Origin of the sequence: Pseudomonas sp. UBA4194 (assembly GCF_002379585.1) — a bacterium.
GTDB lineage: Bacteria > Pseudomonadota > Gammaproteobacteria > Pseudomonadales > Pseudomonadaceae > Aquipseudomonas.
Genome location: NZ_DFUE01000004.1, coordinates 1 through 12,408, shown reverse-complemented (window position 1 = coordinate 12,408; position 12,408 = coordinate 1). Strand labels below are relative to the sequence as shown.

Below are 12,408 nucleotides of genomic sequence, written 5' to 3'. Positions count from 1 at the left end.
GGGGGCTAAAAGCGGATCGCGGTGGGCCGGCAGGCGGTGATCGGCTCCCTCTCCCTCAGGGAGAGGGCTGGGGTGAGGGGACCAGACACCGCAGAATTTCCTCCAATACCGCCTCCATCTCCCCCATAACCTGAAAATTGGTAAACCGCACCACCCGCAGCCCTCGACGTTCCAATCCAAGTGTCCGCCGCCGGTCATACTCCAACGCCGCGGGCTCGTAATGCTCCCCCCCATCCAGCTCCACCACCACCCTCGCCTCCAGACAGACAAAGTCCACCACATAGTCCCCCACAGGCCATTGCCTGCGGAATTTCATGCCGTTGATTTGTCGACCGCGCAGCCGCTGCCATAGCAGACGCTCACACTCGGTCTGAGATTGGCGAAGGTAACGGGAAAAAGTGTGAAACCCTGACATGCATGACACTCCTTGCGAGGAGGGTCAGGCTAGTCAAGGTTGTGCGAGGTAATAGGAATGGACTGTTAGAACACGTTGCAAGGGATGAAATCTGCGGCAAAGGCACCCTTCACCGCAGATCTGAAACCAGATTAAACCCCACCCTCCGGCCGCAAGATCAACACGCCCAGAGGCGGCAGATTCAGACTCAGCGACAGCGGCTGACCATGACTGGCCACTTCCTCGGCGATCACCGCGCCACCATTACCGTAGTTCGACCCTGCATACAGATCGGCATCGCTGTTCAACACTTCCTGCCAACGCCCTGCGAAAGGTATGCCGACACGATAGGCTTCCCGCGGTACCGGGGTGAAGTTGGCCACCACCAGTACAGCCTCGCCTTCAGCGCTCCAGCGCAACCAGGCAAACACGCTATTGGTGGCATCGTCGCCAATCAGCCATTGGAAACCTTGCGGCAAACAATCCTGCTGATGCAGCGCGGGGATGTCGCGGTACAAGCGGTTCAGGTCGGCTACCAGCTTCTGTACGCCCAAATGCTCGGAGTACTGGGTCAGGTACCAGTCCAGCTGGTGGTCGTGGTTCCATTCCCGCCACTGACCAAATTCGCATCCCATGAACAGGAGCTTCTTGCCCGGATGCGCCCACATGAACGTCAGATAGGCCCGCAGGTTGGCAAATTTCTGCCAGCGATCCCCCGGCATCTTGTCGATCAGCGAGTGCTTGCCATGTACCACTTCGTCATGGGATATCGGCAACACGAAGTGCTCGGAGAACGCATAGATCAGACCGAAGCTCATCTCGCTGTGGTGATGACCGCGATGGATCGGGTCGTTCTGGATGTAGTTCAGGGTGTCGTGCATCCACCCCATGTTCCACTTGTAGGAGAACCCGAGGCCACCTTCCTGGGTGGGCTGGCTGACACCAGGCCACGCCGTGGACTCTTCGGCAATCACCAGCGCACCCGGCGCTTCCAGCGCTACCACGTCGTTGAGGTGGCGCAGGAAATCGATGGCCTCGAGGTTTTCGCGGCCGCCGTGCTTGTTCGGTATCCACTCGCCGGCCTTGCGCGAGTAATCCCGATACAGCATCGAGGCCACCGCATCCACACGCAGGCCGTCGATGTGGAAATTCTTCAGCCAATGCACCGCCGAAGCGATCATGAAGCCGTGCACCTCGGTGCGGCCGAGGTTGTAGATCAGGGTGTCCCAGTCCTGATGGAAGCCTTCCAACGGATTGTCGTACTCATACAGCGCCGTGCCGTCAAAGCGGGCCAGGCCATGCTCGTCGGTTGGGAAATGCGCCGGCACCCAATCCAGGATCACGCCGATTTCGGCCTTGTGGCACGCATTGATGAACGCGGCGAAGTCCTCTGGCGTGCCGTAGCGCGCCGACGGTGCGAATTGCGACAACGGCTGGTAGCCCCATGAGCCGCCGAAGGGGTGCTCCATGATCGGCAGCAATTCGATGTGGGTGAAGCCCATCTTCTGCACGTATGGAATCAGGCGGTCGGCCAGTTCGTGCCAGTTATAGGAACGTACCACTTCACCGGCTTCGTCCAGCTCGCACATCCAGGAGCCTGCATGCAACTCGTAGATCGATTGCGGCGCGCCGATGGCGTGGCGCTCCCCGCGGCCCTGCAGCCACTCCTGGTCATCCCACTGGAAGGCCAACGGCTTGGCCACCCGCGAAGCGGTCGAGGGCGGCAGCTCCGTGCACAAGGCCACCGGGTCGGCCTTGAGCGGCAGAATGCCGTGTTGCCCGAGAATCTCGTATTTATACGGCTCGCCCGGCTGCAGACCTGGGATGAAGAGTTCCCAAACGCCACTGGGGTAACGCTGGCGCATAGGATGACGACGGCCATCCCAGACGTTGAAGTCGCCGACCACCGACACCCGACGCGCATTGGGTGCCCACACTGCGAAGCGCACGCCCTGTACGCCATCGAGCTCGAGAAACTGGGCGCCGAAGGCATTGCCCAGGTCGCGATGGTTACCTTCGGCAAACAGGTACAGGTCCATCTCGCCCAGCAGCTCACCATAGCTGTAAGGGTCTTCGCTGATCTGCTCGCCGCCGGCCCACTGCACTTTGAGCAGGTAGTTCTGACGCTGGGCAACATGGCCCACGAAAAAACCCGGTACTTCACCCAGTTCCAGCGTAGCCAACGGATGCCCACCGTCCTTGGCCAATACCTGCACGCTCAGCGCATTGGGCAGGTAGGCCCGCACGTACATCCCGTCACCGCCGTCACTGTGGGCGCCCAGCACCGAGAACGGGTCGCGGTGATCGGCACGAATCAGCGCCTCGATATCGACCTTGTCCGGCATCGCGCCGTTGTGGCTCTTGCCCTGTCCGATGTGCGCACTCATTGCTTATTCTCCCCGTGTACTCAAGAGCCCGAACAAACCATGCAAGGGCACGGCCAACCAGCTCGGGCGATTCTCCGCTTCATAAGCGATTTCGTAGGCAGCCTTTTCCAGACTGAACAATTCCAGAGCTGCGCGCTCGCCTTCGGCATCTTGCCAGGCATGCGGCAGTCCGGCAGTAGCGATGCCGTAGGCGCCGATAAAGGCGTGGCGGGCTTCGGCCAGATAACGTTTGGCTACCCGCTGACGTGCCTGCGCGGCTTCTTCGGAAGCGTCTGCGCTCTGCACGTTGCGCACAGCCATGGCGGCAGCGTAGTCGAAAGACCGCAACACACCGCCGACGTCTTTGTAGGGGCTGTACTTGGCGCGGCGCTCTTCGAGCGGTCGAGCCGGTTCCCCTTCGAAGTCGATCAGGTAAGCATCACCCTGCACCACCAGCATCTGCCCCAGGTGCAGGTCGCCGTGCACGCGCATGATCAAGCCGCCCACGGCCTTCTTGCTCAAGTGCTCGACATGCGCCAACAGCGACTGGCGCTCCTTGAGCAGATCGGCGACCAGCACCCGGTCCTCCTCGGTAAAGTCGGCCTGGCGCTGCTCCAGCAGGGTCAATGCCCGCTCCACCTGGGCACTGATGCTGCGGGCCCAGGCCTGACCATCCTTGTCGGTGCTGGGGCGGGACAGGAAATCGGCGCTGACGCCGGGCGCCGCCAATACGGCGTGCATTTCACCCAGACGCTGGCCCAACATACCGGCGAAATCCGCCAGCTCGCCTAGGGCGTTGTAATGCTGCTCCTGCTCGGAGTGGGCCATGGCCATCTCGTCGCGGATGGCCCGTTCCAGGTTGTTCTGGGTCCATTCCCAGGCATCGCCCTGATTGTTCAGGTAGCCCTGGGCAATCATCAGCAGGTGTGGCGTGCCACTCTCGTCAACCCGGCTCACCGAACCCAGCAGCGGCGAGATGTTTTCATAGCCAGCCGCGGTCAGGTAAGCGCCCATCTCCAGTTCCGGATGGATACCGCCACTGACGCGGCGAATCATCTTGAGGACCATGCTGCCGCCGATCACGACGGAGCTGTTGGACTGTTCGGCGGACAGATAACGAATCGCCGACTGGTTGCTCAATTTCAGCGGCGCTAGCTGTTCGGTACCCTGAAAGCGCAGCTCGCCACCGGTTGCAATCGGTAGCACAGCGTTCTGCTGAATGCTCTCCACCACCGAATGGATGAAGCTTTCCAGCACGAACGCGTCGGTGATCAGCCCGACCTCGCGGCCGCGACGTACCCGCGACAAGGCCAACTGCAACGGCAAAGGGGAACCGCTGTGATCTTCGGGGATGAAACCGAACGGGAACTGATAACGGCTGACCTGGCCACCACTGGTCACCTCCAGCTCGCTGAACAGCACCGGACTGGTGGGCGTACCAAAGCGTACGCCGTAGGCTATCCGCAGTTGATCGATAGCCACATCCTTACCGCCGAACCAGCGCCGCTTGGGCAGGTATTGGAGCAAGGCGTTGGTTTCGAGGATGGAGCGCGACGGTTCGTCGAGTAACTCCTCCATGCGTTTTTTCAGTACCAGGGTCTGGAAGTCAGGCATGCTTTGGGCCGGTTCGACGTGCCAGCTCGGCATCTGGGTTTCACTGGCCAGCAGGAACCAATAGAAGCCGTAGGGTGGCAAGGTCAGCAGGAAATTGAGCTGACCGATGGGTGGGAAGGCGCTGCCACCGAGCATCTCCACCGGCACCATGCCGGCGTATTGGGACAGATCCAGTTCAGCCGCTTGGGCGGCACGGGACACGTTGGCAACGCACAGGACGATTTCGCTCTTGCCATCGGCCCCGGTGTATTCACGCAGATACGCCAGAATGCGGCGGTTGGTCGGCGACAGCATTTTCAGCGTGCCGCGGCCGAAGGCTTTCTGCTGGCGGCGCACGGCGAGCATGCGCCGGTTCCAGTTCAGCAGCGAGTGCGGATCGTTGGCCTGGGTCTCGACGTTGACCGACGCGAAACCGTACAACGGGTCCATGATCGGCGGCAGCACCAGGCTGGCCGGATCGGCGCGAGAAAAGCCACCGTTGCGGTCGATCGACCACTGCATGGGCGTGCGCACACCGTCGCGATCGCCCAGGTAGATGTTGTCACCCATGCCAATTTCGTCGCCGTAGTACAGGGTTGGCGTGCCAGGCATGGACAACAGCAGGCTGTTGAGCAGTTCGACACGGCGACGATCCCGCTCCAGCAACGGCGCCAGGCGCCGACGGATGCCCAGATTGATCCGCGCCCGGCTATCGGCGGCGTAGTAATTCCATAGGTAGTCGCGCTCGCGGTCCGTGACCATTTCCAGGGTCAATTCATCGTGGTTGCGCAGGAAAATCGCCCATTGGCAGTTGGCCGGAATTTCCGGGGTCTGGCGCAGGATGTCGGTGATCGGGAAGCGGTCTTCCTGGGCCAAGGCCATGTACATGCGCGGCATCAGCGGGAAGTGGAAGGCCATATGGCATTCGTCACCGTTGTCGCCTTTGACGTCACCGAAATACAACTGGGTGTCTTCCGGCCACTGGTTGGCCTCGGCCAGCAGCATGCGATCAGGGTAGTTGGCGTCGATCTCGGCACGGATCTGCTTGAGTACCTGATGGGTCTCGGGCAGGTTCTCGTTGTTGGTACCGTCGCGCTCGATGAGGTACGGAATGGCATCCAGGCGCAGGCCGTCGATACCCATGTCCAGCCAGTAACGCATGACATCGATCACCGCCTTCATCACTTGCGGGTTGTCGAAATTCAGATCGGGCTGGTGGGAATAGAACCGGTGCCAGAAATACTGTCCGGCCACGGGGTCCCAGGTCCAGTTGGAGTGCTCGGTGTCGAGAAAGATGATCCGCGTCCCGTCGTACTTCTCGTCCGAGTCCGACCACACGTAGAAATCCCGGGCTTTGGAGCCCTTTTTGGCGTGTCGGGCACGCTGGAACCAGGGGTGCTGGTCCGAAGTGTGGTTGATGACCAGCTCGGTGATGACCCGCAGTCCCCGCGCGTGGGCTTCGCAGATGAAACGACGCACGTCGGCCAGACTACCGTAATCGCTGTGCACGGCCTTGTACTCGGCAATGTCGTAGCCGTCGTCGCGCCGTGGCGAGGGGTAGAACGGCAGCAGCCAGATGGTGTTGACGCCCAGATCGGCAATGTAGTCGAGCTTGGCGATGAGCCCGGGGAAGTCGCCAATGCCATCGTTGTTGGAGTCGAAGAACGACTTCACATGGACCTGATAGATGACCGCGTCCTTGTACCACAGCGGATCATCGATGAAAGCTTGCGACCGAGGCTTTTTCGCCATTGTTGTTTGCCTGTTCTCGTCGTGCTTAAGGGAGGGCTTTCTGTATGCGCCAGATGCCGAATGGCTGGTAACCCGGGTCGATACGCATGAACTGATTCTTGCCGTACCAGGTCCAGCGATGGCCGGTCATCAGGTCTTCACCATAGGTTGCAGCGTTGTCATCCAGGCCCAGTTCCCACAGCGGCAGCTCGAAATGCGCTTCCTGCACGTTGTGCGGGTCCAGACTCACCGCCACCAACACGTAGTTGCTGCGATCAGCCGTGCGCTTGCCGAAGTACAGGATGTTGTCGTTGTAGCACTGGAAGAACTCGACGCCCAGATGGGTCTGCAGCGCCGGATTCTGGCGACGAATACGGTTGAGCTGGGCGATCTCGGCAATGATGTTCCCCGGCGCCGTGTAATCACGCGGGCGAATCTCGTACTTCTCCGAGTCCAGGTATTCTTCCTTGCCGGGCACCGGCGCCGATTCGCACAGCTCGAACCCGGAATACATACCCCACAGCCCCGAGCCCATGGTTGCCAGGGCCGCGCGAATGAGGAATCCAGCCCGACCGGAGTCGTGCAGGAAAAACGGGTTGATGTCCGGCGTATTGACGAAGAAGTTCGGGCGGTAGCAATACGACCATGGCGGCTGGTTGAGTTGGGTGAAATAGGTCGCCAACTCAGCCTTGGTGTTGCGCCAGGTGAAATAGGTATAGCTCTGGGAATACCCGACCTTGCCCAGCCGCGCCATCATCGCGGGCTTGGTGAAGGCCTCGGCGAGGAACATCACGCTGGGGTCCTTGCTGCGGATATCGGCAATCAGCCATTGCCAGAAAGGCAGCGGCTTGGTGTGAGGGTTGTCGACGCGAAAAATCTTCACGCCCTCCTCGACCCAGCCCCAGACCACATCCCTGAGTTCCAGCCACAGGCTCGGCACGGCGTCGGCTGCATAGAAGTCGACGTTGACGATGTCCTGGTATTTTTTCGGCGGATTCTCCGCATAGCGGATGGTGCCGTCCGGGCGCCAACTGAACCAACCTGGATGCTCCTTGAGCCACAGGTGATCCTGAGAGCACTGAATGGCAAAGTCCAACGCGATCTCCAGGCCATGCTCGGCAGCGGCGGCGACCAGGCGGCGAAAATCTTCGCGGGTGCCCAGCTCCGGGTGGATCGCCTCGTGGCCGCCGTCGGCGCTGCCGATGGCGTAGGGGCTGCCCGGATCATTCGGGCCCGCCGTCAGGGAGTTGTTCGGCCCCTTGCGGTGTGCACGCCCGATCGGATGGATCGGTGGGAAATAGAGCACATCGAAGTTCATGTCGCGGATCATCGGCAGACGGCTGTGCACGTCGTTGAAGGTGCCGTGGCGCGCCTTGTCGTCGGTGATCGAGCGGGGAAACAATTCATACCAGCTGGCGAATTGGGCCAGTTCTCGTTCGACGTCCAAGCCGAATTCGATACTGGTGCTGAGAAAGGCGCGGTGGTCGGCCAGGGACATCAGGGCCTGGGTGTCGCGCTGCAACAGCAATGCAACCTTGGCGTCCTGGTCCAGCGTCTTCAATTCGTCGTGCAGTTGCTTGAGCTGCCGTGCCAGGGTATCGGTGCTGCGGGCGGCGGCCTGTTCCAGATGCAGGCGCCCTTCCTCCAGCTCCAGATCGATGGGCACACCGGCGGCGTACTTCTTCTCGAGTTCGTAACGGTAGCTCGCAAACTGATCGATCCAGGCCTCGACGGTATAGGCGTGGCGACCGACCTGATCGATGGTCAGCTCACCTTCCCAGCTGTCATTGCCCAGGTCCTGCATGGCCGAGCTATGCCAGGTGTCGGAGCCCAGTTCGTGCCAGCGCAACACCACGGCCAGTTTATCGTGACCGTCGGCGTACACCTTGCTGGTCACCGTCACCGGCTGGCCGACGACGGCCTTGGCTGCGAACAAGCCACCCTCGATGGTTGGCTGCGTATCCTCGATCACGATCCGCGGCAACAACAATGCCTGGGACAGGCTGAGCACATGCTCGCGATCCTGTTCGTCTGTGGCGGTCGTGCCGGTTTGGAAAGGTTGATCAGCCGTCATCGAGCATCGCTCCTTTACGTCCCCTGGACGTGGTTGTGCTTGTGCAAGCGGTGAGGGAAATTCGAAATTTTCGCTGCTTAGGTTCGGAGGGGGTGTGAGGGGGAAAAGTTCATCTGTATCTGGCCGATGATCGGGCTCATTTGCAAAGACTGAATGGATCGCCCGCCCCGCGGTCGACTGAGGGCGTATACCGATTCATTACCGTGGAGCTGAGCGATGAACCTTCCCATGCCCGCCGAAACACCGGACCCGAACATCGACGAACCCAATCTGCCCCCACCCAACCCCGAACAGGACCCCGACGGCGTCCCGGTCGACCCTACGACCGTACCCCCGACTCCGCTGGGTGACCCGCCGAGTGAAGAACCTCCGGTGAGGGTTTAGAGGTAGGGCTTGAGGTTAGCGGTGAATGGTCCCCTCACCCCAGCCCTCTCCCTGAGGGAGAGGGGGCCGTACAGTGTTGTAGCGGCTGGCACCGATCCGCTTCTAGCTCCCTCTCCCTCAGGGAGAGGGCTGGGGTGAGGGGACCATCCACCACAAATCCCGCCCATCTGTACCGCTCCTCCTTCCCCCATCTGCATCTGTTTCCAGCACAGCCCAACTGGCATAGTACCCCCACCGATCCCTACTGCCAGGCCACCCATGAAGCGCTACGAAAAATTCGCCGACCATATCGCCGAACTGATCCGTACCGGCGTCCTGGGCCCGGATGAGCGGGTGCCGTCGGTTCGGTTTGCCAGCCAGACTCACGGGGTCAGCCCTTCCACGGTCTTCCAGGCCTACTACCTGCTGGAACGCCGCGGGCTGATTCGTGCCCGGCCGCGATCCGGGTATTTCGTCAATGCACTGGCCACGCGCACCATCGAGGAGCCTGCGGTCAAGCCGGCGCCGCAGCCTCAGTCAACGGACGTGGACGTCAGCGAGTTGGTGTTCTCCATCCTCGGTTCGATCAAAGATCCCAACACCATCGCTCTGGGCTCTGCCTTTCCCAGCCCCAATCTGTTCCCCCTGCCCCGCCTGGCGCGCTCGCTGGCCAGCACCAGCCGCAGCATGCATCCTCGGGAAACCGTCACCGACCTGTCCCCTGGCAACCCGCAACTTCGCCGGCAAATAGCATTGCGCTACACCGTCGGCGGGGTGATGTTGCCCATGGAGGAGTTGCTGATCACCAACGGCGCACTGGAGGCCCTGAATCTGTGCCTGCAGGCGGTGACCGAGCCGGGAGACCTGGTGGCCATCGAGGCACCGGCTTTCTATGCCTGCCTGCAGGTGCTGGAGCGGCTCAAGCTCAAGGCTGTTGAGATCCCCACCCATGCGCGGGACGGCCTGGACGTCGAGGCCTTGGCCACCGCCCTGAACAGCCTGCCGATCAAAGCCTGCTGGTGCATGACCAGCTTCCAGAACCCGATTGGTGCGAGCATGCCCGAAGCGCGCAAGCGCCAGCTGGTCGAGCTGCTGCGCGAGCATCAGGTCCCGCTGATCGAAGATGATGTGTACGCCGAACTCTACTACGGCCAGCACGCGCCGAAACCGGCCAAGGCCTACGACACCGACGGGCTGGTGCTGCACTGCGGTTCGTTCGCCAAAAGTCTGGCTCCGGGGTACCGAATTGGCTGGGTAGCCGCGGGGCGCTTCGCGCAACAGGTGGAACGCCTGAAAATCATGACCTCCATCTGCGCCTCGGTTCCCGCCCAGGCGGCGATCGCCGACTATCTGCAGCACGGCGGCTACGACCGCCATCTGCACAAGCTGCGCTATGCGCTGGAAGAACAACAGCGGGCGATGATGGCGGCCATCGGCAAGTACTTTCCCAAGGAGACTCGGGTCAGCCGACCCAGCGGAGGGTATTTCCTGTGGCTGGAGCTGCCGGAACAGGTCGACTCCCTGCAACTGTTCAGACTGGCGCTGGCCCAGGGCATCAGCATCGCGCCCGGCCCGATCTTCTCCGCCAGCGGCGGTTTTCGGCATTGCGTACGCCTGAATTACGGTGCCCCCATGGACAAGCCGCAGCTCGGCGCAATGCAGACCCTCGGAAGGCTTATCCACTCTCTTCTTTGATCGTTCGGCCCGGTGGAAGCGGAATCTACTGCGATGAGCGGACACCGACAGCGCAGCCGTGAGACCTGAAGAGGATCATCAGGCGCCATCGCGGGTAGAACCCGCTCCCACAGTGGGTCTGCGTAAATTCAAATTCGTGGAAGGCGGAATGTGTGCGATCACCGGTCGGAATAGCAAGCATGCTTGGCATTGTTTCGGCACTCGAACATACCCCCTGATATCAGATAAAACCGCTCTACAACGGTGCTTTGGGCTGTCATGCGCGCGCTGTTGAGGCATACTCGCGGCCATCACGATCAGACGGCTTGGATACCCGTCCATTTTCTCCATATTGACACCTCTCCAAGCCCCCTGATAAACATTAACTACCCAGTTAGTTTTGCCTTACACCGCAGCGCATGAACCTCGTTCTACTGCTAACGTGTGAAGACGAAACCAACGGCACAAGCTTCATAATAAAAACAACGGAGACACAGCATGGCTCATGCTCAATCAGAGTCGCACGGCTCGCAGCAAACCAAGAAAGCCACCGCCAGCGGTTGGGTCGGCTCGGCATTGGAGTATTACGACTTCTTCATCTATGCCCAAGCAGCGGCATTAATCTTCCCGCAGATATTTTTCCCCAATACCGACCCCAAGGTCGCCATCGTCGCCTCGTTGGCAACCTACGGTGTGGGCTACGTGGCGCGTCCCATCGGTGCGTTTTTCCTCGGCCACTGGGGTGATACCCGCGGACGCAAGAATGTACTGCTGCTGTGCATGTTCCTGATGGGTATTGCCACCATGGCGGTCGGCCTGCTGCCGACCTACAACCAGGTAGGCTTGTGGGCTCCTGCGATGCTGGTGGTGCTGCGCCTGATCCAGGGCTTCGCCGTTGCCGGCGAGATTTCCGGGGCCAGTTCGATGATTCTCGAGCACGCGCCGTTCGGCCGAAGAGGCTACTACGCCAGCTTTACCTTGCAGGGTGTGCAGGCTGGACAGATCTTCGCCGCGGCGATCTTCCTGCCGCTGGCTTATTTCATGCCGGATGAGGCGTTCAACTCGTGGGGCTGGCGGATTCCGTTCCTGCTCAGCGCCGTGGTGCTGATCGCCGGCTACATCATTCGTCGCGAAGTCAACGAAACGCCAGCCTTCGAAACCGAAGAAGCCAAGGCGGCCATTCCCAAGTCTCCGGTACTCGAAGCGTTCAAGCACAGCTGGAAGAACATGGGCCTGGTGATGTGCATGGCGCTGATGAACGTCATCCCGGTAGTGGCCACTATCTTCGGTGCGGCTTACGCGGTGCAGCCAGCCTACGGTGTAGGCTTCGCCAAGAGCGTGTACCTGTGGATTCCGGTGGTCGGTAACATCGTCGCAGTGTGCGTGATTCCATTCGTGGGCAACCTGTCGGACAAGTTCGGCCGTCGGCCGCTGATCATCGGTGGCGCACTGAGCTCGGGTATCCTCTCGTTCTTCTACCTGTACGCCATCAGCATCCACAGCGTGCCATTGGCCTTCGGTATGTCGATCCTGATGTGGGGTGTGTTCTACCAGGGTTACAACGCGGTATTCCCAAGCTTCTACCCGGAGCTGTTCCAGACCCGCTATCGCGTCTCGGCCATGGCCATCTCGCAGAACGTGGGCACCCTGATCACCGCCCTGCTGCCGGCCCTGTTCGCCGCCATGGCGCCTCCTGGCTCGACCAACATTCCGATGGTGGTTGGCTCGCTGGCCCTGGGGGTGTGCTGTATCGCCGCCCTGGCAGCGTTCTGCGCCAAGGAGACGTTCCGTATCCCGATGAGCGACCTGGGCAAGCCGGACGCCAAGTCGGTGGACAAGCAGGAATATGAGCGCAACCGTCAGCAGGCGGTGAGCTCGGCACACTGATGATCGTCTGCTAGTGCGCCGTTGCGGGTAGAACCCGCTTCCACAGGGGGTCATGTGCAAAGCATGACCCCCTGTTCATTTCAATCCGCGCAGAGCCCTAGAAGCCCTACTCCCCCGGATTCACAAACTGCGCATACACCGCAAACACACCCAGCAACACCCACAAGATGCTGAACAACCACGGTGTTCTCATCGAGAACAGCAATGCCCCCCGCCACCGTCTTTCATTCGACTCCCTCTCGCTGAACAGCGGCGACTCGTCATAGGCCGCGCCCATGGCTGGCTCGCTCGCGAGCAGCGTGCTCTGCTTGAAATGCCAGTGGTCG

6 protein-coding genes and 1 pseudogene are annotated in these 12,408 nt (G+C 61.0%); 2 read left to right on the top strand and 5 right to left on the bottom strand.

What is annotated here, in order from left to right; genetic code table 11:
• Positions 1–55 precede the first annotated feature (55 nt).
• The 4 genes from B3397_RS00440 to B3397_RS00425 all read right to left on the bottom strand — a co-directional run bounded on the left by B3397_RS00440 (position 56) and on the right by B3397_RS00425 (position 8,158).
• The gene (locus B3397_RS00440) at positions 56–415 is read right to left on the bottom strand and encodes an endonuclease domain-containing protein (RefSeq protein ID WP_296246250.1); all 360 of its coding nucleotides are present in this window, start codon (positions 413–415) and stop codon (positions 56–58) included.
• A 131-nt stretch (positions 416–546) separates the two neighbouring features.
• Complete coding sequence (glgB, locus tag B3397_RS00435) at positions 547–2,781, bottom strand: 1,4-alpha-glucan branching protein GlgB (RefSeq protein ID WP_296246248.1); 2,235 nt, start codon at positions 2,779–2,781, stop codon at positions 547–549.
• A 3-nt stretch (positions 2,782–2,784) separates the two neighbouring features.
• A complete protein-coding gene (gene treS, locus B3397_RS00430) occupies positions 2,785–6,105 on the bottom strand; it encodes a maltose alpha-D-glucosyltransferase (protein ID WP_296246247.1) in 3,321 nt (1,106 codons plus the stop codon).
• Between the two features lie 25 nt (positions 6,106–6,130).
• Positions 6,131–8,158: an alpha-1,4-glucan--maltose-1-phosphate maltosyltransferase gene (locus tag B3397_RS00425; RefSeq protein ID WP_296246244.1), complete on the bottom strand. Its 2,028-nt coding sequence runs from the start codon at positions 8,156–8,158 to the stop codon at positions 6,131–6,133.
• A 642-nt stretch (positions 8,159–8,800) separates the two neighbouring features.
• On the opposite strand from B3397_RS00425, the gene mapR reads away from it, so the two are divergent.
• Together mapR and B3397_RS00415 are read left to right on the top strand one after the other, a co-directional pair.
• The gene (mapR, locus tag B3397_RS00420; protein WP_296246243.1) at positions 8,801–10,216 is read left to right on the top strand and encodes a GntR family transcriptional regulator MpaR; all 1,416 of its coding nucleotides are present in this window, start codon (positions 8,801–8,803) and stop codon (positions 10,214–10,216) included.
• A gap of 477 nt (positions 10,217–10,693) precedes the next feature.
• Positions 10,694–12,082, top strand: a complete 1,389-nt coding sequence (locus B3397_RS00415; protein WP_296246241.1) for an MFS transporter — start codon at positions 10,694–10,696, stop codon at positions 12,080–12,082.
• A gap of 106 nt (positions 12,083–12,188) precedes the next feature.
• On the opposite strand, the pseudogene B3397_RS00410 reads toward B3397_RS00415, so the two are convergent.
• Positions 12,189–12,408, bottom strand: a pseudogene (locus B3397_RS00410) (hypothetical protein); the annotation flags it as partial.

Excerpts from the sequence above, each read along its gene's own strand:
- B3397_RS00440 (WP_296246250.1), bottom strand. The coding sequence starts at position 415 with ATGTCAGGGTTTCACACTTTTTCCCGTTACCTTCGCCAATCTCAGACC.
- glgB (WP_296246248.1), bottom strand. The coding sequence starts at position 2,781 with ATGAGTGCGCACATCGGACAGGGCAAGAGCCACAACGGCGCGATGCCG.
- treS (WP_296246247.1), bottom strand. The coding sequence starts at position 6,105 with ATGGCGAAAAAGCCTCGGTCGCAAGCTTTCATCGATGATCCGCTGTGG.
- B3397_RS00425 (WP_296246244.1), bottom strand. The coding sequence starts at position 8,158 with ATGACGGCTGATCAACCTTTCCAAACCGGCACGACCGCCACAGACGAA.
- mapR (WP_296246243.1), top strand. The coding sequence starts at position 8,801 with ATGAAGCGCTACGAAAAATTCGCCGACCATATCGCCGAACTGATCCGT.
- B3397_RS00415 (WP_296246241.1), top strand. The coding sequence starts at position 10,694 with ATGGCTCATGCTCAATCAGAGTCGCACGGCTCGCAGCAAACCAAGAAA.